Origin of the sequence: Halorientalis pallida (assembly GCF_004118325.1) — an archaeon.
In the GTDB taxonomy this organism is placed as follows: Archaea; Halobacteriota; Halobacteria; order Halobacteriales; family Haloarculaceae; genus Halorientalis; species Halorientalis pallida.
Map to the genome: position 1 here is coordinate 387171 of NZ_RDFA01000003.1, position 19328 is coordinate 406498.

The window sequence follows — 19328 nt, forward strand, 5'->3', positions numbered from 1 at the left end:
GGCCCGACGGCGGGCCGGTCCGCGCCCGTCACCGGTTGTATTTATAACGTCAGACACACGAGGTACGCGGGAGTCGCAATTATGACCGTCTCCCACGTCTCGTTCGTGCTCATCTGGGGGACGATCACGGCGTCCGCCGCGCTGACGCTGCTGGCGTGGCGACAGCGGCCCAAACCCGGCGCGACGCCGTTCGCGGCGATGATGGGAGCCGGGACGTGGTGGGTCGTCGCCTCCGCTATCGGCCTGTTCACCCTGGATGGCTCCAGGCGGCTCCTCCTGCACAATCTGGAGTGGGTCGGGCCGGCCGTCCTCCCGCCGGCGTGGCTGGTGTTCGCCCTGGAGTACACGAGCCGCGAGGAGTACGTCTCACGACGGACGCTGGGACTGCTCGGAGTCGTGCCGCTGGTGACGCTGGTCCTGCTGGCGACCAACGACACCCACCACCTGCTGTACACCGACCGGGTCGTCCGGCGGTACGGCGAGGTCGCCCTCGTCGACGCCCAGCGTGGCCCCTGGTTCTGGGTGTTCATCACCTACGCGTACGCGTTACTGGCGGCCGGCACCTTCCACGTCATCCAGCTGGCTGTCAGTAGCCGGTCGCTGTACCGCGGGCAGGCCGCTGCCCTGGTCGTGACCGTCATCGCGCCGTGGATCGGGAACCTCATCTACGCCACCGACTACCTCCCGATCGTCGTGCTGACGGGCACGGACCTGTCGCTGACGAACTTCGACCCGACGCCGTTCATGTTCGTCATCTCCGGGGCAGCGGGGCTGGCCGCGCTGTCGCAGTTCCGGTTTCTCGACGCCGTCCCAGTCTCCAGCCGGGTCGCCCGGGATTCGGTCGTCGAGAGCATGGACGACGGCGTGATCGTCGTCGACGACGACGACACGGTGATCGACTGCAATCCACAGGCGGCTGAGATCATCGACTGCACGCGCGATTCCGCCGTCGAACGACCAGTGTCGGCGCTCCTGCCGGCCTACGACGAACTGGACGGCGAGGACACACGGACCATCGAGATCGAGCGCCAGGACGGGGTGCGCTACTACGAACTCAGCGAGACCGATCTCGGGTCGACCGTCGACAGGACGGCCGGACACATCGTGTTGATCCACGACGTGACCGACCGGCGCAACCGCGTCCAGCAACTGGACGTGCTCAACCGCGTCCTCCGGCACAACCTCCGCAACGAGATGAACGTCATCTACGGCTACGCCGACCGACTCGACGACGGCGAAGCCGTCGACCGCATCCAGCAGAAGGCCATGCGGATGGTCACGCTCGGCGACAAGGCCCGCGAGATCGACCGCATCCTCGACGACGAGTCCGATGGCGAACCGATCACCGTCTCGCAGGTCCTCGACCTCGAGGTCGAGCGGGCACGGGAGGCCTACCCGGACGTGACCTTCGAGGCGTCTGCCCCCGAAGCGGCAGCGACCTGTGACCGGCCGCTCGGGGCCGTCCTCCGGAACCTGCTCGAGAACGCCGCCGAACACAACGACAGCGACGACCCGTGGGTCAGAGTGGACGCCCGGATCGAGGGCGACGAGGCGATCCTCGAGGTCGTCGACAACGGTCCGGGTATCCCCGCCGAGGAGCGGTCGGTCCTGCGGAACAAAGAGGAGACCCCGCTCCAACACTCCAGTGGACTGGGCCTGTGGCTCGTCTCCTGGGGTGTCGAACGGCTCGGCGGGACGGTCACCATCGCAGAGGCCGACGAGTCGGGGACGACCATCCGCCTCGAAGTCCCGGTGGTCGAGGAATCCGAACGGACACCGGACTCGTGACCCCGGAGCCTGCCCCTGCTCGGGGACCTAGCCGCTACCGGTTACACATCGTCCGAATTTTGTACGATATCACCCGCCTTCTAAACCTTTAACAGGTGTCCAGCCGACTATAGAGTCGGAGGAGAATTACATATGCCCGAGAGATCTAACCCCGAACTGCCACCGCTTCCGTACGACTACGACGCGCTGGAACCGTCGATCAGTGAGCAGGTGCTCGAATGGCACCACGACACCCACCACCAGGGCTACGTGAACGGCCTCGAAAGTGCCGAGGAGACACTCGCCGAGAACCGTGCGAACGGTGACTTCGGGAGCTCCGCTGCAGCCATGGGGAACGTGACCCACAACGGCTGTGGCCACTATCTCCACACGCTGTTCTGGGAGAACATGGACCCCAACGGCGGCGGCGAACCCTCGGGAGAACTCGCCGACCGCATCGAGGAAGACTTCGGCTCGTACGAGGGCTGGAAGGGCGAGTTCGAGGCCGCCGCGTCGGCCGCCGGTGGCTGGGCGCTGCTGGTCTACGACCCCGTCGCGAAGCAGCTGCGTAACGTCCCGGTCGACAAGCACGACCAGGGCGCGCTCTGGGGTGCCCACCCGATCCTGGCGCTGGACGTCTGGGAGCACTCCTACTACTACGACTACGGTCCGGACCGCGGCAGCTTCATCGACGGGTTCTTCGACGTCGTCGACTGGGACAACGTCGCAGAACAGTACGACCACACCGTCTCGAAGCACGAGTAAGTCGCCAAAACCCACGTTTTTCTTTCGAGCGCTCGTTCCGTCAGCGACGGCGTCGCGACGAAGTGGACCCGCGGCTCAGTGCAACTCGGACTCGTGGCGGAGCGTGTCCCCGGTGATCTCGTCGACGTTGCGACAACCCGACAGCCCCATGGTCAGGTCGAATTCGGCGACGAAGTTCCGCAGGTAGGTCTCGACGCCGTCGGCCCCGTCGACGGCCAGCGAGTAGGCGTAGGGCCGGCCGAGCAACACGGCGTCGGCACCGAGGCCGATCGCTTTGAACGCGTCGGAGGCGCGCCGGACCCCACTGTCGAAGGTGATCGGCACTTCGCCGTCGACTTCCTCGGCCACGGCGGGCAGAGCCTCGATAGCGGAGATGGAGCCGTCGACCTGACGGCCGCCGTGGGTCGAGACGCCGACCCCGTCAGCGCCGTGTTGGATGGCCTTTCGTGCGTCCCGCGGATCGAGCACACCCTTGATGAGAACGGGGAGGTCGGTGTTGTCGTGGACGAACTGGAGGTCCTCCCAGGTGAGGCTGGAGTCGCCGAAGATGTCGAGGAAGTGCTCGACGGCGGCCGACGGATCTTCCTCGGGCGGCTGCTCGAGCTGGGCACGGAACTCCGGATCGGAGAAGTAGTTGCCCACGCCTTCGCCCTCGAGGAAGGGGTAGTAGCCGCGCTCGATCAGGCGCTCGCGCCAGCCGAGGATGGGCGCGTCGACGGTGACGACGATGGCGTCGTAGCCCGCCGCCTCGGCGCGGTCGAGGAAGCTCTTGGCGATGGCGTCGTCCGAGGACCAGTAGAACTGGAACATCTTCGGGGTGTCACCCAGGGCCTCGGCCACGTCTTCCATGGGTTCCGTCGAGAGGGAACTCAGGACGAGTGGGACGTCCATCTCGGCGGCCCCTTTGGCGGTGCCGATCTCGGCGGCCTCGTGGAGCAACGACTGCACGCCGAGCGGCGTCAGCGCGATGGGCACGTCGAAGTCGACGCCCGCGATCTCCGTCGAGAGGTCGCGGGACTCGACGCCCCGGAGCATCCTGGGGACGATCCGCCACGGCGAGAAGTCCTGGTTTCGCTCGAAGGTCTCGTCCGACCCCGCGCCGCCGTGGACGTAGGCGCGACCCTCGTCGCTCATGGCCGCGTGGGCGGCGTTCCGGAGGTCCTCGTAGGAGACCGGGAAGTCGGTGGTCTCGTTGTCCAGCATGCCCCGGCGATAGATGTCGTTGACACGGTCGTCGCCGAATCGGTCGGAGTCTGTCATACGCCCCCGAAACAGCGCCGTCTCAATACCAGTTTCGGCTGCTTGCACGCCGCAGGCCACGGATCGAACCGGCTGGCTCGCCGGCTCGGTTCCGGGAGGTTTACTCCCCTCCGTACGAATCGGCGAGTATGCCTGTTCCCAAATCGGAATTCGACGATCTGCGATCTCTGGAGTTCCGTGACCCCGAGGAAGTGCTCGACGAGAACGAGATGTACACGGTGTACGAGATTGCTCGCCTGTTCCAGGGGCTGGAACCGGGGCAGGACCTCGATCCGGCGACCGAGGACATCCTGCTGGACTGGACGATCCCGTGGATGCTCGACAACAGCGAGGCCTTCGTGTTCGCCGAGCCGGCCGACGACGACGAGCCCGGTCACTACGGACTGGCGACCGCCGGGACCGCCGGCAGCACGGGCGGCGGTACCGGCGAGGAATGAAGCTGCTCGTCGCCGGGTCCGATAGAGTCGACGCCGGCAAGACCACCTTCACTGTCGGCCTGCTCGACCACCTCGACGCGGTGGGGTTCAAGCCCCGCGCCGGCAACGACCACTGGTTCCACCACGACGACTACCGCCACGCCGTGGAGCAGGGTCGCCTGTTCGGGAAGGACGCGAAGCGTCTCGCCGCGGCCAGTTCCGCCGACCTCGATCCCGAAGCCATCAACCCGATCCACCGGCTCTGGCGGCCCTCGCCGGGATCGGGCGCGGGGATGCTCGGTCAGACCGACCGGGAGTTCGTCGTCGACCGGGTGGCCGAGAACTACGTCGTCAACGACACCGTCGAGATCCCGGCGGAAGTGCGGAAGTACCTCCCACTGGACGAGGCCATCCACGTCTCCTCGCTCCCCGAGTTGAACGAGGTGATGGGGAACCTCCACCTGGTCGCGCTGGACGGCATCGCCCGTCGAATCGAAGAGCGGGAGCGCGCGGTCGTCGAGTCCTACGGCGACGTGGCCCGGCCACTCCGCGAGTTCGAGCCCGACGCCGTAGCCGTCGTGGAGCCGGCACGCGTGCGGATCTACGAGGGGGAGCGCTTCTCCAAGGCCTGTTCGATCACCAGCGGCGGTCCCGAGGAGGGCCAACTGGAGGAACGCGTCCCCGCCGTCGTCGACCTCATCGATCCGGTGGACTCGGCGCCGCTCCCGGCGCTGTCGAGCGAGGAACGCGAGGAGCCGTCCGCGGTCGCGACGGCGTACGAGCCGGGATACGAGGCCCTGTTAGCCGCCCTCTCGTGACTCGTCGGGGTCCCGCTCAGCCGTCTGGTCGACCACGACGCCCGTGATCTCGAAACGTGCGCCCCGGAACGACTGCCGATCGTCCACCGAGTCGTCGCCCGCCCCGTTCGCGGGGCCGTCCTCTGCGCTCTCGCTGAGTTCGCTCGACCACCCGTGGGCGTCCACGATGCTCTCGACGATGGCGAGGCCGAGCCCCGACCCGCCGTCGGTGGTCGAGAACCCGGCTTCGAAGACGCGCTCGCGCTCGTCCGGTGGGAACCCGGGGCCGTCGTCTTCGACGTAGAACCCGTCGTCGGCGACGGTGCCGACCCGCACGGTTACGTCGCTCTCGCCCTGTTCGACCGCATTTCGATACAGGTTCTCGAACAGCCGTTGCAGTCGGTCCGGGTCGGCACGGAAGCGCAGGTCGTCTTCGACGACCAGCGACGCGTCGCCGGTGCCGACCATCGTCCAGCAGTCGTCTGCGAGGGTCGACAGTGCGACCGTCTCGGTCTCGGTGACGTGCTGGCCCTGCCTGGCGACCGTGAGGACGTCGTCGATGAGTCCTGCCATCCGGTCGAGCGCGTCGTCGGCACGTGTGAGGCGTTCGTCGTCCACGTCTGCACGGAGGGATTCGAGGTTGAGTTGGGCGACGTTCAACGGGTTCCGGAGGTCGTGGGAGACGATGCCGGCGAAGTCGTCGAGTCGGTCGACTTTGCGCTGGGTCCGCCGGTGTTCGAGTTCGTGTTCCAGCATCCGCCCGACGAGTTCGGCGAACAGCGTCTCGTCCTCGGAGAACGACTCGCCGCGTGGCTCTTCGGCGGCGAAACAGACCGTCCCGTACAGGTTGTCTTCGACGGTGATCGTGGTGCCGTAGTAACACCGGAAGCCCTGGTGCTCGAACGCCGGGTCGTCTTCCCAGTCGCTCGCCAGCGCGTCGTCGACCTCGACCGGGTCCGCCACTCCGATCGTGTGGCGACAGTACGTCATGCCGAGATCGAGGACCAGCCCCGGCGGGTACTCGTCGTCCGCCGAGTCGGTGCTCACGACGATGCGCCAGTACTCACTTTCCGGGTCGATCCGCGTCAGACGGCCGTAGGTCACCCCGAGGTACGACTCCCCGAGCGCCAGCGCCTGTTCGGCCTTGGCCTCGAATGGAGCGTCCTGTTGCATCACTTCGTAGAGCCGTCGACGGGCCGCCAGGGCGTCGAGATCGGCCGACCCGTCCGCATCAGTGGGATCGGTGATACAGCCACGAAAGCGACTGAACGACTAAAATCCTGAGCCGGTATCCGCGCTCGAAAACCGATTCAGCCCATCCGGGCGGCCTGTGCGGCGAGTTCGACGTCCTGGTAGGGATTGGTGGTGACGCTCGGGCCGTGGCCCGTGTGCATCTCGCCGAGGTCCTCCGGGACGACCGAGCGGATCCGGTCGATGCTGTCGATCAGGACGTCACGGTTCCCCTCGGCGAGATCGGTCCGGCCGAACCCCCCGTTGGCGAAGATCAGGTCGCCGGCGAAGAGAGTGCTGGCGGCCGCCGAGTAGAAACAGAGGTGGTCGTCTTTGTGGCCGGGGGTGTGGAGCGCGCGGTACTCGTGGTCGCCCAGCTGGACCGTCGCCGCGTCGTCGATGGTGTGGTCGACGCCGGACTGGTCCGTGTCGTAGCCCCACACGTCCACGTCGAACTCGGTGACGATGTCGGGGAGGTTGCCGACGTGGTCGGGGTGGGTGTGGGTCATCACGAGGGCGTCCACGTCGTCGACGTGCTCGCGGGCCGCGCCGACGACGTCGAACTCGTTACCGGCGTCGACGAGCACCGTGCGGTCGCCGTCCACGAGGAAGACGTTGCTCGTGAACGCGCGGACGCCGCGTGCGAGGTTGACGATCATACGCTCAGTACAGCGACCGGCGGCTTTTGCGTGTCGTTTCGTACTCACACGACCTGACTGGTGTGTGATTCGTGTGAGGAAGCCCACGCGTCGGTATCAGGCGCGAGTATCGACCCACAGGGCTATGTATGAGGAATGGTAAAAGCGTACAAGAGCGCAGATGACTGATTCAGCAGCACCTGTCGTGCTCATCGTCGAGGACGAGCCCGACGTCGCCGAGACCTACAACCTCTGGCTCGCCGAGGACTACCAGGTCCGGATCGCGGGGGACGGTGACGAGGGGCTCGACAAACTCGACGCGGAGGTAGACGTGGTTCTGCTCGACCGGATGATGCCCGGGCTGTCGGGCGACGAGGTGCTCGAACGTATTCGGGAGCGGGAGTTGGGCTGTCGGGTGGCGATGGTGACGGCCGTCGAACCCGACTTCGACATCCTGGAGATGGGGTTCGACGCCTATCTCAGTAAGCCGATCAGGAGCGAGGAACTCATCGAGACCGTCGAGAAACTCCTCGAACGATCGACCTACGACCGCCTGCTCCAGAAGTACTACGCACTGGTCGAAAAGCAGGCCACGCTGGAAACGGCAAAGAGCGGCGCGGAACTGGCAGAGAGCAACGAATACGCACAGTTACAGAACCGTATCGCCGACCTGCAGGATGAGCTCTCCCAGACGATGGGCGGTGTCGAGGACGACGCCGACTTCATCACGGCGATTCAGCAGATCGGCGGGAGTGAGGATACGTAATGTACGACCTATCATCTGTTCTGGAAACTGAGGCAGTGTCGGAGGTCCGCCCGGGAACCAGCATCCTGATCGCCGGCCCGGCGATGACGGGCAAAGAGAGCCTCGCGATGGAGATCCTGGCCGAGGGCTCACGGAACGGCGACGGCGCGCTGGTCGTCTCGACCGGCGACAGCGCGGAGAACATCGTCGAGGACTACCGCGACCGTGTCGCCGGCGTCAACAATCTCCAGTTGGGCGTCGTCGACTGCCGCGCGGAGGGCTCGGGCGGCGGCCTCGCCGACGGCGACACCCCGCCCGGGCTGTACGTCCACAAGGTCTCATCGCCGGGCGACCTGACCGGCATCGGGATCGGGATCACGAAGTGCCTGGAAGCGCTCCACGGCGCGGGGGCTGAAGAAGGCAGGATGGCCCTGATCTCGCTGTCGACGATGCTCACCTACACGAACCGCGAGACCGTGTTCAAGTTCTGTCACGTCCTCTCCTCGCGGCTGGACGCCGCGGGCTACATCGGCGTGTTCACCATCGACAGCGGTGCCCACGACGACCAGACCCTGCAGGTCATCAAGCAGGCCTTCGACGGCCTGATCGAAGTCCGCGACGGCGACGCCGGCCGCGAGGCACGCGTCATGGGGCTGACCGACGGCCCCACGGACTGGTCGGAACTCTAGATCGGCGCGCCGACCAGCACCAGCCGCGCCAGGTCGTCGCTCTCGTTTCTGATCTGTCGGCGCTGGTCCGGGTCGATCCGGACAGCCTCGTTCTCGCCGAGCGTCACCGTCTCGCCGTCGAAGTCGACCACGACCTCACCCTCGACCACACAGTACACTTCCTCCTGGCCGTCCTCGCTGTGGTCGTGTGGCTTGCCCTTCGAGCCGGGTTCCAGGCGCATCACGGTCAGTCCCAGTTCGTCGGTGTCGAGGGCTTCCTTCAGGAACCACATGCCGCCGTGCTCGTCGTCGATCACGGACTCTACGTCGTCGGTCGAAGCTCTCTGGTAGGCCATACCGACTGTTCGACTGCGAGCGATTTCAATCCGCCGACGGGGTGGGCCGAGTGATCGAAAGGTGACTTTATAATTCTCCGCTCCGGCGTGGAGGTATGGAGGTCCGCCTACTCGAAGCCACCGAGGACCCTGAGGAACTCGTCTGCAAAGCGGCTCGCAACGACTACATGGCGGAGTTCGTCGGCGAGACGCCGTTCGACGAGGTCATGGCGTCGATCGACGGCGAGTCGCTGGAGGACAAACAGGAGACGCTGATCGGCCACCTACTCGATCACGGCCACTTCGGCCCGTTCGAGCATCCACAGGCCACCTTCGCGGTGAAGGGGATCAGCCGATCCTGTATGGCCCAGATCACCCGTCACAGGCACGTATCATTCGATATCCAGAGTATGAGGTACGTCTCCTTCGACGAGGTCGACCCCGAGGACGTGCGCGAGGGGGAGATGGTCGTCACCCCGCCGTCGGCGACCGATCCCGACTGGGTGGGCCGCAACCAGAAAAGCGGTGCAGTAGGCGAGGAGACGGCCGAGAAGCGTGAGGAAGTCTTCCAGGACGCCGTCGCCGACGCCGTCGAGTCCTACCAGGAACTGCTCGATCTGGGGATGCCGCCCGAAGACGCCCGGTTCGTGCTGCCCATCGGCACCGAGGTCAACATGGTCATGTCGATGAACGTCCGGATGCTGATGCACGTGGCGGACATGCGGGCGGCGGCAGACAGTCAGTGGGAGATCAGACAGATGACGGAGCAGGTCCTTGACTTGGCAGCCGAGTGGTGTCCGATCACTTTCGAGTACTACGACGAGCACATGAAAAACCGGAAGAACCGGCTGGCCCCCTGAAACCGAGCGACGACCAGTCGTCGGCCGCTCCTCGCCGCTAACCACCGGAGAGCGTCGACCCACCTGACGTGTCGACACCGGCGAACTTGGATCAGACACAGTGTTTTTATGGAGTCCGGGGGTTCTTTCTCCCACTAGATGTCTCGTCCGCTCTCGCTCGCTTTCGTCTGTATCCTACTGGCCGGGGGAGTCCTCGGACAAGGCGTGGTCGCCGCGACTCCGGGGGGCGCCGGGGTGACCGCCGCCGACGGCGCTGGGGCACAGGCCGAAGACGGGCGGGCCCTCGCGACGCCACAGCAGTTCGAGTCGACGCGGTTCGTCGTCACGGTGTACGCGAACGGCTCCGCACGATGGACGTTCAAACACTTCACCGGTGGGCCCCTGAACGACAGCGAACGCGCGCAGTTTCGGGAGTACGCCGAGCGGTTCCGAACCGAGGAAACCGACCTCTGGACGAACTTCCAGGACAGCGCACAGGGACTGACAGCCGCGGGCAGTGACGCGACCGGCCGGAACATGACCGCGACGCGGTTCAGTCGGACGGCCGGGTTGAACCCGCAGGGCAACAGCGGCGTCGTCGAGATGTCGTTCCTGTGGACCAACTTCGCGCAGGTGTCCGGTGACAGCGTGACCGTCGGCGACGTGTTCCAGGGCGAGTTCTACGTCGGGGAGAGCCAGCAACTCGTCTTCCGGACGGGCCCCGACCTCGCCCTGCTGGCGGATCGAACTGCCCCCGAACCGGACACCACGACCGAGGGGGAGACGGCCTCTGTCAGCTGGGCCGGCCCGAAGTCGTTCCCCGACGACAATCCACGGGTCGTGTTCACGGCTGCCGATCCCGCCACGCTCGGTAACGGCGGGGCCGTGGCGACCACCACGGGCGAACCCGACCAGGTCTCGAACGACGGCGGTGGGCTCCTGCCGCTCGTCCTCGTCGGCGTGCTCGTCGTCGCCGTCGGTGCCGGCGCAGGCATCGCCTGGCGGACGGGGCTGTTCGGATCGACGACGACCGAGGTGGACGACTCGGACGGGCCGGCCGCCGGTGCCGCGACCGAAACGGATCCCGACGACGCAACGGCGACCGAGCCGGAACAGGAGTCGCCGATCCCCGACGAGGAGTTGTTGACCGACGAGGATCGGGTGCTGTCGTTGCTGGAAGACAACGGCGGGCGGATGAAACAGGCCAACATCGTCGACGAGACGGGCTGGTCGAAATCGAAAGTGAGCATGCTCCTCTCGGACATGGAGGACGAAGAACACATCAGCAAGTTGCGCGTCGGACGGGAGAACATCATCAGTCTCAAAGGTCACGAACCGGACGCGGCCGGTTCACCGTTCGACGACGAGTGAGTGGGGCAGAGGGCGCAGGCCCACGGGGCACCCGAGCTATCCGAACTCGTACTCACCGTCGTCGTCGGAGTCGTACTGCACGCGCAGTTCGAGGTCGGGCAGCGTGATCTGGTTGGTCGCCAGGTACGTCGCGTGGATCTCGGGGTCGGTGAGTTCGATGCCGGGGTTCTCACCGCCGTCGAGGTCCACCGTCTTCCCCTCGACCGGTTCGGACGGGGCCGTGATCTGGAACGTCTCGGTCAGGTCGTCGGAGTCGGAGCCACGGATCTGGAGACCGTTGAACGTCCCCTCGCTCGCGTTCAGTCCCGGCGACTGGATGAGGATCTGATCGGTCTCGACGGTACCGCCGGATTCGATCAGTATCCGGACGGTCCCGTCGAGCGTGTCGAGTGATACGTCGTCCAGGTCGACGGTCTTGACGAGTCGGAGTCCTTCGATGCGGTTGGCCTGGAGTTCGATGATCGCCTGCGGATAGTCGGATCCCTGCTCGCTCTCGACTACGTCGGGGTAGAGGACCAGGTCGTCGCCCTCGATGCTGTCGGCCTCGATGGTGAAGCCGCCGATACCCGCGACCGGGACGGCGAGTCCGGTCCCGGTACTCAGAAAGAGCAGGCCGATGACCGCGATCACGCCCAGAGAGACGCCGGTACTCTTCGCCAGTAGTGATTTGTCGTACATGGTGTTCCCTTTCGTGGTTGCCTCGTCGGCAACGCACCGTCACAGGCTCCACCGCCCGCCGAGAGTCGCACCGCTCGACGGTGACGGTCCGCCCCCAGGAGTCGCCGACCCCCTCTACCGGCCGATCCTCACTCGGCCGTCCCACGTCACAACCACCTGTATCCGTACGAGAGTGTCCAGTGTGAGTATTTTCGCGGGAAACCAGCCGTCCCGTCTGTGCTTGCGGACGGACTACCTCCCGACACGGGCCGGACGAATCCACCCCGTTACCGACCGCTTTCCCGTTCGCTTCGGATACCAGCCGAATCTGGACGGCGAATCGGAGTAGCCGGCAGGAACGTGGCATTCGAACACGGCCCACGAACGCCACTGTGACCGCGAGGGCCGGTGCGGACGGGCGGTTGGTACGCCGGACCACGGTGGTCCGAAAACGGAACTGTTAAACACAACTCGCGGTTACCGTGGAGTAGACGCGCCGAGGGTGTCCGAGATGCCCAAAGCGTCGCGCTCCGATAGTGTAGTCCGGCCAATCATATTGCCCTCTCGAGGCGATGACCAGGGTTCAAATCCCTGTCGGAGCACTTTTGCGACGAACGAAGGTGAGGAGCGAATGCTCCAGAGAGATCTGCAGTAGAGAAAACGCAACCCGTGAGTGAAACGAACGGGTCCGTTTTCGCGTGGTTCAAATCCCTGTCGGAGCACTTCTGTCGCTGGCTATTCCGCGAGCGACGAATGTGACGGTTCTTTGAGACTGGTGTCACAGGAGGCCAGTCGACGCCAGTAGGAAGAACGCGAGTCCGAGAACACCGAGGAGGAGGCCGGCGGTCAGCGGCCGGTTCTCCATGAGTTGCTCGTGGACCGGCATCGATTCGTATTCGGTCCGGAACGTATCGAGGTTCTCGCGGTCGTAGAAGTACTTCGTCGAGAACACGAACCGCTCGGTGACGGCGCACCCGGTGCAGATCGGTGTCCCTTCGAGACGTTCAGTTTTGGTGTGTGAGCCGCAGTTGATGCTCCCGCAGTTGGCACAGTACGTGTACGTCTCCGCGCTGGCCGCGTCACAGTGGACACAGCGATGGACACCGTTTTCCAGCGTCTCCCGGGAGGGACCAGCGTTGTAGTACTCGTAGGGATAGCTGTACTGCTGGAGCGTGACGACCTGTCGAATCCGGGGGAGATACACTGGGTCGATAGACTGGACGGAGACGTCAGAGAGCGACGGTTCACACGTCTCGTCGTAGGTGACGTTGTTGTCGCCGGTGTACTCGACCGACGTCGTTCGGTTCTCGCGGATACGTTCGACTGCCCAGTCTTTGTGTTCGGTTTCCGTCTGACCGAACCGATGGATCTCGATGTCGTCGAACGCCTCGCCGAGTGAGTCTTCGTCCAGTGTCACTCGCTGGTTCAGGTTGTTCGTGACGAGTCGTCGAACAGTCGGGTCTGCTTCCGAGGGGTGACCGCGCTCTGCCTCGACGAGGATCCGGTCCTGGCCGCGCTCTCGATGGACGACGCCGACGGACGTCTCGAACGTCGCGTCGGTCTCGGCGGTGATTTCGAGGACGGGCCGAAAATCGGCGGTCGCCACGGGAGCGGGGATGTCACGCGCGTCGATGTTTTCCACGTCGCGGAAGGCGTCCCTGACCGGCGCGTGGACGCCGGCGGACGGGTCGGACGGTCGGAGCGTTTCGTCGCAGAGAATCTCGATCCGGCCGTTGTACAGGTCGAAACCGATCTCGTCACCGATCGCTCGTAAGTCCGTCCCGTCGAGGAGCTCGATCCTGTGTGGGTCGTCGTTCGAACGGAGTTGTTCGGCGTACTCCCGTGCTGGCCCGGTGAAGGTTCCGGTCGTGACGACCATCCCTCGTTTTGGCCCGTCGAACGAGTGCGTCGCCACCGCGGAGTGGAGTTTCTGGACGACCGGACGGCCGACTCGTTCCGTGTGTTTGCACTCGACGACGACCGCCCGACGTGTCCCGTCTACGACTTCCTCCATGACGATGTCCCGTCCCTCGTCCCCCGTCTTCGTCGACTGCCGGACGTCCTCGTAGCCGAGATTGCGGAATACGTCCTCCATGAGATCCTCGAACTCGAAACCGGAGAGGTCGTCGAGAAGTTCGGCCATGTCGGCATGCGACGGACGGTACTCTATTTTTGTGTTCGTGTGGTGTCAGGACGTGATCTCTCTGCCGGGGGTGTACGAGTGTGCGTCACACACCCCAGCTAAATTTAATACACACTCTCGGGTTTGTGGGAGTGAACACGGGCACCGGCGACGGCGTGCCCGAGAGGGGTCACTCCATGAATGCAGAGAACCCGGACGGACGACGGTCGCGCGGTCCGAGAGCGACCGGTGTCCGGGGCCGTTCTTCCCGGTTGCTACTCGACGCCGCCACTGTTCGTGAACCGGCGGCAGTAGACGCCGCCCTCGATGCACGTGGCGCGGGCCACGATTGAGTCCGGACAACCGGCTACCCTACACGGACTACCCGTCGGGGGCCGGGAACCCGGACGCCACAGTTCCCCACGGCGAGTCGGGCGTGCGTGGTCGCTGTGGCCTTCTCGATTTGATCACGAACCGTCAGCGACCGAATCGTCACGCCGTGTGGCACGCATCGGTCGAGGACGACCGTATCACCAGTGAGTACGACTGCTGTCGCCGATCAGAGACGCTGTACTCATGACCATCACAGACACCGACGTCGAATCGACACGGACGACTACCCTGACGGCGCTCCTCGGCGTCCGGATTCCCGACGGCTCCGGGGCCGACCTCGCGACCGGGGCCGAGCGGCGGCTCGGGCGCGTCGCGGGCGTTCGGACAGTGACTGTCGACGGCCTGTGCGGGCTGGACCCGCAGTTCACCGCGACGCTGGTGACCGTCGCCGTCACTCTGGAGAGCACCGCGGCGGTCCCCGAACTGCGCGAGCGGCTCGCGGATGCGGTCAGTGTCGAACGGGTCGACCGACTGGCAGCCGTCGAGTAGTGGCCGGCGACGGTCAGTCGGAGGTCGACGCGCCCTCGAACCGGCTCGCGGGCAAGAGGAGTTCGTTGACGCCGGGGAGGTACTTGACGTTGAACACGACTTTCAGTTCGTCGGAGACCGGCGAGCTGATACAGGAGAGTCGGATGCCGCGGTCGAGCATCTCCTGTGGAAGGATGTGGTTCGTCGGCGTCGGCATCTCGCCCTCGACGACGGCCACGGCACAGTTCGTGCAGGCACCGCCCCGGCAGGCGAAGGGCCAGGCGTGGCCGTCGCCCTCGGCGGCTTCCAGGAGCGACTGGTTGTCTTCGACCAGCAGTTCGCCGTAGTCGTCCTCGTCGAGGTACGCACCGGCGGCCTTCTCGAAGAGGTCGTCGTCCGAGAGCTCCCAGCCGTGGTCGTCGAGGACCTCGTAGTTGAGGTACTCGACGTGGTGCCCCTCCTGTTCGGGTTCGGGCTCCTGCTCCGGTGCGGTCTCCGGGGACCCCGGTTCCGGGATTCGGTCGTCGGGTTCCCATCCGTTCTCGATCTTCTCGTAGGCCTCCTTGACGCGCTGGAACTCGCGGGCGGACCCGCCGCGGTCGGGATGGGCTTCCTTCACCCGCCGACGATAGGCGTCGCGGATCGCCGCGTCGTCCGCGTCAGGGTCGATCCCGAGAACGTCGAATGGGGAGGCCACGTCTGCCCTACGGCTCTAGCGTATAAATCCCCTCCTTCCGCAACAAGTTATTCCGGGTGGGGGACGTGGACATGTCTCACGATCCTGGTCCGACCGCCCCGTGGTCGACCAGAATCCACAAGGAATACACTGAGCGCCGACCGTGGGGCGTACATGAGCGAGATCGAGGACAGCGAGTTCGTAGCGGAACTCGAAGCGGCGTTCGTCGAGGAGTTCGGGGCCGACGCGGAGACTGCGACGGCCGCCGCAGAGAAGGCCGCGGCCTTCCGCGAGGCGTACGACGAGGCCCTCTCGGTCACGGCGGTGACCGACCGACTGGCCGACGGCAGTTACGACTCCTTCGAGCACCGGTTCGACTACACGGTCGGTGACCTCGCGGCTGGTGTCGAGGACTGCACCGACTCGCGGCAGTTCCGGATTGCCGGCTTCGGCGACCTGGCGGCCGACCCCGAACAGGGTGCCTGATCGGGGCGAGCGGCCGCTCAGAGCGGCCAACGGTCGTCGTCGCGGGCCTGGAAGCGCTCGCGGGTGTCGGCGGGCAGCGAGTACACGCCGTCGTCTTTCTCGATGTCGTCCGTGCGGGTCAGGTGGTCGAGGTGGGCCGACGCTTCGCCGGGGCCGTGGAGGATGTGAATCCCCTCCAGATCGCCGAACAGGTCGGCGCTGACGGCCCAGGCGTCGGCCGGCCCGAGGTCGTCCAGGGCCTGGAGGACGCGGTAAGCGCGCTCCTCGTGGTGGTGGATGATCTCCTGGGCCCGAGCGGTGGGATCGTCGATGGGGTCGCGGTGGCCGGGCCAGGCCCGGTCGAAGTCGGCGTCGGCGATGCGCCCGAGGGTGTCGAGGTAGCGCTCCAGCGGGCGGTCGACGCGCACGTCGGCACCGCCGACGTTGGGCGTGTACACCGGCAGGAGAGCGTCACCAGTCAGGACCTCGTTCCGGTCGGGGAGGGCCAAGGAGGTGAGCCCGGCCGTGTGGCCCGGCGTGTGCACGACTTCGAGCGTCGCGTCGCCCAGGTCGAAGCGCTCGCCGTCGGTGACGGTCTCCACGTCGGCCCCGGCGGTGTGGTGGTCGACGCCGGCCCGCATGTACGTCTCCAGCACCGCCTGGTCGTCCTCGGGCATGCCCCACTCCTCGAAGGCCGCGCGCTGGCGGGTTTCGAGGTCGTCCCAGGCGTCGTCGTCGCCGGCGATCAGGGCCGCGTCCTCGGGGTGGGCGTAGACGGTCGCGCCACTCTCGGCCTGAATCTCGGCGGCGAGGCCGGCGTGGTCGGCGTGGTAGTGGGTGAGAAAGATCGCGTCGATATCGGCGAACGCGACGCCGTGGTCGGCCAGTCCGTCGGCCAGTTGCTCGCGGGTGTCGGTGGTGGCGATACCCGTGTCGACCAGCGTCGTCTGGTCGCCGGTGAACAGGTAGGCGTCGTTCTTGCCCTCGAAGTACGTGTTTCCGAGCGTGATCCGATGCATTGGATACCCGATACTCTCGGCGGGCGCGGACTTAAAGCCGGCGAGAATCTTAACGCCGTTGTCTCGCCCCGGAACTTATTTTTCCAATGGTAACGAACGGCCGGTATGTCGTTCCGGCTTACAGCGGAGCAACGCGCCGTCCGGGAGGCGGTCAGGGAGTTCGGCGAGGCCGAGATCCGCCCGGTCGCGCGCGAGTACGAGGCCGAAGAGCGGTATCCACACGGCCTGCTCGAAGCGGCCGCGGAGTTGGACTTCGTGGCACCGAACGTCCCCGAGGCGTACGGCGGCGCGGGAATGGACCCCGTCAGCGAACTCCTCGTCACCGAGGAGTTGTGGCGGGCCGACGCCGGCATCGGCGGGTCCATCTCTGCCGCCCGCTTCGGGACCGAGATGCTCCTGGAGTACGGTGACGACTGGATGAAAGAACAGTGGCTCCCGAAGATCACGGCCGGCGAGACGCCCATCTGTACGGGCATCTCCGAACCGGCCCACGGGAGCGACGTCGCGGGGATGGAGACGACTGCCGAAAGGGACGGCGACGAGTTCGTCGTCGACGGACAGAAGATGTGGATCACCAACGGCACGGTCGCCGACGTGGCGATCATCATGGCCCGGACCGGCGGCGAGGGCCACGGCGGCATCTCCGCACTGCTCACGCCGACCGACGTGGACGGCTACGAGGCGACCCGCATCGACAACAAGCTGGGCATCCGCGCCCAGGACACCGCCGAGATCGTGCTGGACGACCTGCGCATCCCGGCGGAGAACGTCGTCGGCGAGGTCGACAGGGGCTTCTACCAGCTCATGGAGTTTTTCGCCCCGGCGCGGGCGGACGTGGCCGCACAGGCCACCGGCGTCGCGCAGGCGGCGCTGGACGCCGCCGTGGAGTACGCCGACGAGCGCGAGCAGTTCGACCGGAAGATCTCGGAGTTCCAGGCCATCCAGCACAAACTCGCCGAGATGGCGACGAACGTGGAGGCGGCCCGGTCGATGGCCTACCGCGCCGGCGCGGCCATCGACTCGGGCGACGACGCCCTGGCGACGAAACTCGCCAGCATGGCGAAACTGTTCGCCTCCGAGCGGGCCGTCGACGTGACCGACGAGGCCATCCAGGTCCACGGCGGCGCGGGCTACGTCACCGACCACCCGGTCGAACGGTTCTACCGGGACGCTCGCATCACCAAGATCTACGACGGCACCAGCGAGATTCAGAAGAATATCATCGCGGAGCACCTCTGACGATGTCCGAGACGCGCTACACACACGAGGAGTGGACGAACGAGCAAAGCGACGCGACCGTCACCGTCGACGGTCACGAGTTGTCGGTCGCGTTCTGGGATTCGGCGGACGACGGCGAGGCCGACACCGCGAACGACGACCCGCCGATCCTGTTCCTGCACGGCATCCCGACGTGGTCGTACCTCTGGCGGGACGTGGCCCCGGCGGTCGCCGAGGCCACGGATCGCCGGGTGATCGTCCCCGACATGCTCGGGTACGGCAACTCGGCGATGCACGACGGGTTCGACCGGTCGGTCCGCGCGCAGGAACTGATGCTCCGGGATCTGCTCGACGAACTCGAGATCGACGAGTGCGCGCTGGTCGCCCACGACATCGGCGGCGGCGCGGCGGTGCGGTACGCCGCCCACCGGCCCGGCGAGGTGACCGATCTGGTGATGGCCAACGCGGTCTGTTACGACTCCTGGCCCGTCGAGTTCATCTCGAACCTCGGCCTGCCGGACACGGCCGAACAGGACCCCGAAGAGTTCCAGGCGATGCTGGACGGGGCCTTCCGGCAGGGGCTCTACCACGACGACGTCGACGAGACGTTCGTCGAGGGGATCGCCGCGCCGTGGGCAACCGAGCCGGGGCAGGTCTCGCTCAGTCGGAACGCGGTCGCGACGAACACCAACCACACGACCGAGATCGACTACGGCGCGATCGAGGCCGATCTGCTCTGTCTCTGGGGCGCGCAGGACGTGATGCAGCCCCTCGAGTACGGGGAACGACTCGCCGAGGAGGTCGGCGGCGACGTGATCGAACTCGACGCCTACCACTGGGTCGTCGAAGACCGGCCGAAGCGGTTCGCCGAGGAAGTGTCGCAGTTTGTGTCCAAGTGAAAAGGATAAAATGAATCTGCAAACCACCACTGAGACGATGGAGGGAGACGCGTGAGCGGAGAACGTAGCGCACCGGACTGGGAGTTCAAGGAACGTGACGTGCTGATACTGCGCGAGCTATCGCGGGACCCACAGCTGTCCTCGCGTGACCTGGCGCGCATCCTCGAGACGGAACACGACATCGAGGTATCCCACGTCACCGTCAGCGAGTCGATCCGCGGGATGCGCGAGGAAGGCGTCTTCCGAGAGGCGATCATCCCCAACGAGGAGTACTTCATCTTCGGGATGTTCGAGTTCAAGATCAACCCCGAGCAGTTCGAGGAAGGCTGGCGCGACGCCATGGAGTACATCCGGGACTCGCCGAATACGTTGATGTACTTCCTCTCGGACGGCGAGTACCAGTGGAAGTCGGTGATGATGTTCCCCGACCGACAGACCGAGTCCAAGTGGATCCACGACTTCTACAAGGAACACGGCCACGTCGTCCACAACATCCGCAACTCCGTGGTCCACAACGTCCTGAAGTTCCGGACCGATCCGGAGATTCTGGAGACGCTCCACGAGGACGACTGAAAGAACC

At 65.9% G+C, this 19328-nt stretch carries 21 protein-coding genes and 1 tRNA gene; 14 read left to right on the forward strand and 8 right to left on the reverse strand.

The window, feature by feature from the left end; all coding sequences use genetic code 11:
* The first annotated feature begins 81 nt into the window (after nt 1–81).
* Nucleotides 82–1788: a sensor histidine kinase gene (locus tag EAF64_RS10690; protein ID WP_129068970.1), complete on the forward strand. Its 1707-nt coding sequence runs from the start codon at nt 82–84 to the stop codon at nt 1786–1788.
* A gap of 132 nt (nt 1789–1920) precedes the next feature.
* A complete protein-coding gene (sod, locus tag EAF64_RS10695; protein ID WP_129068971.1) occupies nt 1921–2532 on the forward strand; it encodes a superoxide dismutase in 612 nt (203 codons plus the stop codon).
* A gap of 75 nt (nt 2533–2607) precedes the next feature.
* On the opposite strand, the gene EAF64_RS10700 is transcribed toward sod, so the two are convergent.
* A complete protein-coding gene (locus tag EAF64_RS10700) occupies nt 2608–3792 on the reverse strand; it encodes an alpha-hydroxy-acid oxidizing protein (RefSeq protein WP_129068972.1) in 1185 nt (394 codons plus the stop codon).
* 128 nt (nt 3793–3920) lie between these two features.
* Here EAF64_RS10700 and EAF64_RS10705 point away from each other — a divergent pair, with 128 nt between their 5' ends.
* Together EAF64_RS10705 and EAF64_RS10710 are read left to right on the forward strand one after the other, a co-directional pair.
* Complete coding sequence (locus EAF64_RS10705) at nt 3921–4229, forward strand: DUF5827 family protein (protein WP_129068973.1); 309 nt, start codon at nt 3921–3923, stop codon at nt 4227–4229.
* Entirely contained in the window at nt 4226–5026 is an 801-nt protein-coding gene (locus EAF64_RS10710) for an ATPase (RefSeq protein WP_129068974.1), read from the forward strand. The genes EAF64_RS10705 and EAF64_RS10710 overlap by 4 nt, the downstream gene beginning before the upstream one ends.
* Here the strand turns inward: EAF64_RS10710 and EAF64_RS10715 are convergent.
* Entirely contained in the window at nt 5009–6178 is a 1170-nt protein-coding gene (locus EAF64_RS10715; RefSeq protein WP_129068975.1) for a sensor histidine kinase, read from the reverse strand. The two genes, EAF64_RS10710 and EAF64_RS10715, sit on opposite strands and share 18 nt — an antisense overlap.
* A gap of 137 nt (nt 6179–6315) precedes the next feature.
* Nucleotides 6316–6894, reverse strand: a complete 579-nt coding sequence (locus tag EAF64_RS10720; protein ID WP_129068976.1) for an MBL fold metallo-hydrolase — start codon at nt 6892–6894, stop codon at nt 6316–6318.
* 160 nt (nt 6895–7054) lie between these two features.
* On the opposite strand from EAF64_RS10720, the gene EAF64_RS10725 reads away from it, so the two are divergent.
* Together EAF64_RS10725 and EAF64_RS10730 are read left to right on the forward strand one after the other, a co-directional pair.
* Nucleotides 7055–7639: a response regulator gene (locus EAF64_RS10725; RefSeq protein WP_129068977.1), complete on the forward strand. Its 585-nt coding sequence runs from the start codon at nt 7055–7057 to the stop codon at nt 7637–7639.
* Entirely contained in the window at nt 7639–8307 is a 669-nt protein-coding gene (locus EAF64_RS10730; protein WP_129068978.1) for an RAD55 family ATPase, read from the forward strand. The genes EAF64_RS10725 and EAF64_RS10730 overlap by 1 nt, the downstream gene beginning before the upstream one ends.
* Here EAF64_RS10730 and EAF64_RS10735 read toward each other — a convergent pair.
* Nucleotides 8304–8642 (reverse strand): cupin domain-containing protein, encoded by a 339-nt coding sequence (locus EAF64_RS10735; RefSeq protein ID WP_129068979.1) that lies wholly within the window; start codon nt 8640–8642, stop codon nt 8304–8306. The two genes, EAF64_RS10730 and EAF64_RS10735, sit on opposite strands and share 4 nt — an antisense overlap.
* 95 nt (nt 8643–8737) lie before the next feature.
* Between EAF64_RS10735 and thyX the strand changes: the two genes are divergently transcribed.
* A complete protein-coding gene (gene thyX / locus EAF64_RS10740; RefSeq protein WP_129068980.1) occupies nt 8738–9481 on the forward strand; it encodes an FAD-dependent thymidylate synthase in 744 nt (247 codons plus the stop codon).
* 138 nt (nt 9482–9619) lie between these two features.
* The gene (locus EAF64_RS10745) at nt 9620–10831 is read left to right on the forward strand and encodes a helix-turn-helix transcriptional regulator (protein WP_129068981.1); all 1212 of its coding nucleotides are present in this window, start codon (nt 9620–9622) and stop codon (nt 10829–10831) included.
* Nucleotides 10832–10867: 36 nt separating this feature from the next.
* On the opposite strand, the gene EAF64_RS10750 is transcribed toward EAF64_RS10745, so the two are convergent.
* Entirely contained in the window at nt 10868–11509 is a 642-nt protein-coding gene (locus EAF64_RS10750) for a DUF6230 family protein (protein WP_129068982.1), read from the reverse strand.
* Between the two features lie 506 nt (nt 11510–12015).
* Here EAF64_RS10750 and EAF64_RS10755 point away from each other — a divergent pair.
* Nucleotides 12016–12090 (forward strand) — tRNA-Glu (locus EAF64_RS10755).
* A gap of 176 nt (nt 12091–12266) precedes the next feature.
* On the opposite strand, the gene EAF64_RS10760 is transcribed toward EAF64_RS10755, so the two are convergent.
* On the reverse strand, nt 12267–13631 hold the full coding sequence (locus EAF64_RS10760) for a restriction endonuclease (RefSeq protein ID WP_129068983.1): 1365 nt from the start codon (nt 13629–13631) through the stop codon (nt 12267–12269).
* Nucleotides 13632–14186: 555 nt separating this feature from the next.
* Between EAF64_RS10760 and EAF64_RS10765 the strand changes: the two genes are divergently transcribed.
* A complete protein-coding gene (locus EAF64_RS10765; protein WP_129068984.1) occupies nt 14187–14492 on the forward strand; it encodes a hypothetical protein in 306 nt (101 codons plus the stop codon).
* A gap of 13 nt (nt 14493–14505) precedes the next feature.
* Here the strand turns inward: EAF64_RS10765 and fer are convergent, their stop codons facing one another.
* Nucleotides 14506–15168: a ferredoxin Fer gene (gene fer, locus EAF64_RS10770; protein ID WP_129068985.1), complete on the reverse strand. Its 663-nt coding sequence runs from the start codon at nt 15166–15168 to the stop codon at nt 14506–14508.
* Between the two features lie 153 nt (nt 15169–15321).
* On the opposite strand from fer, the gene EAF64_RS10775 reads away from it, so the two are divergent.
* Nucleotides 15322–15633 carry a hypothetical protein gene (locus EAF64_RS10775; protein ID WP_129068986.1) on the forward strand — a complete coding sequence of 104 codons (312 nt, stop codon included), beginning with the start codon at nt 15322–15324 and terminating at the stop codon, nt 15631–15633.
* Between the two features lie 17 nt (nt 15634–15650).
* Here EAF64_RS10775 and EAF64_RS10780 read toward each other — a convergent pair whose 3' ends face one another.
* The gene (locus EAF64_RS10780) at nt 15651–16631 is read right to left on the reverse strand and encodes an MBL fold metallo-hydrolase (RefSeq protein WP_129068987.1); all 981 of its coding nucleotides are present in this window, start codon (nt 16629–16631) and stop codon (nt 15651–15653) included.
* A gap of 105 nt (nt 16632–16736) precedes the next feature.
* On the opposite strand from EAF64_RS10780, the gene EAF64_RS10785 reads away from it, so the two are divergent.
* Genes EAF64_RS10785 through EAF64_RS10795 form a run of 3 tightly spaced genes read left to right on the forward strand, consistent with a single transcriptional unit; the run spans nt 16737 to nt 19321 of the window.
* A complete protein-coding gene (locus EAF64_RS10785) occupies nt 16737–17870 on the forward strand; it encodes an acyl-CoA dehydrogenase family protein (protein WP_129068988.1) in 1134 nt (377 codons plus the stop codon).
* 2 nt (nt 17871–17872) lie between these two features.
* On the forward strand, nt 17873–18748 hold the full coding sequence (locus EAF64_RS10790; protein WP_129068989.1) for an alpha/beta fold hydrolase: 876 nt from the start codon (nt 17873–17875) through the stop codon (nt 18746–18748).
* Nucleotides 18749–18799: 51 nt separating this feature from the next.
* Nucleotides 18800–19321, forward strand: coding sequence for an Lrp/AsnC family transcriptional regulator (locus EAF64_RS10795; protein WP_129068990.1), 522 nt, complete (start codon nt 18800–18802; stop codon nt 19319–19321).
* Nucleotides 19322–19328: the final 7 nt, after the last annotated feature.

Bases quoted from the DNA above. Each gene is read 5' to 3' on its own strand.
- EAF64_RS10760 (WP_129068983.1), bottom strand. From the start codon at position 13,631: ATGGCCGAACTTCTCGACGACCTCTCCGGTTTCGAGTTCGAGGATCTC.
- EAF64_RS10745 (WP_129068981.1), top strand. From the start codon at position 9,620: ATGTCTCGTCCGCTCTCGCTCGCTTTCGTCTGTATCCTACTGGCCGGG.
- EAF64_RS10690 (WP_129068970.1), top strand. From the start codon at position 82: ATGACCGTCTCCCACGTCTCGTTCGTGCTCATCTGGGGGACGATCACG.
- EAF64_RS10720 (WP_129068976.1), bottom strand. From the start codon at position 6,894: ATGATCGTCAACCTCGCACGCGGCGTCCGCGCGTTCACGAGCAACGTC.
- EAF64_RS10735 (WP_129068979.1), bottom strand. From the start codon at position 8,642: ATGGCCTACCAGAGAGCTTCGACCGACGACGTAGAGTCCGTGATCGAC.
- sod (WP_129068971.1), top strand. From the start codon at position 1,921: ATGCCCGAGAGATCTAACCCCGAACTGCCACCGCTTCCGTACGACTAC.
- EAF64_RS10715 (WP_129068975.1), bottom strand. From the start codon at position 6,178: ATGCAACAGGACGCTCCATTCGAGGCCAAGGCCGAACAGGCGCTGGCG.
- EAF64_RS10700 (WP_129068972.1), bottom strand. From the start codon at position 3,792: ATGACAGACTCCGACCGATTCGGCGACGACCGTGTCAACGACATCTAT.
- EAF64_RS10785 (WP_129068988.1), top strand. From the start codon at position 16,737: ATGTCGTTCCGGCTTACAGCGGAGCAACGCGCCGTCCGGGAGGCGGTC.
- thyX (WP_129068980.1), top strand. From the start codon at position 8,738: ATGGAGGTCCGCCTACTCGAAGCCACCGAGGACCCTGAGGAACTCGTC.
- EAF64_RS10730 (WP_129068978.1), top strand. From the start codon at position 7,639: ATGTACGACCTATCATCTGTTCTGGAAACTGAGGCAGTGTCGGAGGTC.
- EAF64_RS10765 (WP_129068984.1), top strand. From the start codon at position 14,187: ATGACCATCACAGACACCGACGTCGAATCGACACGGACGACTACCCTG.
- EAF64_RS10705 (WP_129068973.1), top strand. From the start codon at position 3,921: ATGCCTGTTCCCAAATCGGAATTCGACGATCTGCGATCTCTGGAGTTC.
- EAF64_RS10780 (WP_129068987.1), bottom strand. From the start codon at position 16,631: ATGCATCGGATCACGCTCGGAAACACGTACTTCGAGGGCAAGAACGAC.
- EAF64_RS10750 (WP_129068982.1), bottom strand. From the start codon at position 11,509: ATGTACGACAAATCACTACTGGCGAAGAGTACCGGCGTCTCTCTGGGC.
- EAF64_RS10790 (WP_129068989.1), top strand. From the start codon at position 17,873: ATGTCCGAGACGCGCTACACACACGAGGAGTGGACGAACGAGCAAAGC.
- EAF64_RS10725 (WP_129068977.1), top strand. From the start codon at position 7,055: ATGACTGATTCAGCAGCACCTGTCGTGCTCATCGTCGAGGACGAGCCC.
- EAF64_RS10775 (WP_129068986.1), top strand. From the start codon at position 15,322: ATGAGCGAGATCGAGGACAGCGAGTTCGTAGCGGAACTCGAAGCGGCG.
- EAF64_RS10710 (WP_129068974.1), top strand. From the start codon at position 4,226: ATGAAGCTGCTCGTCGCCGGGTCCGATAGAGTCGACGCCGGCAAGACC.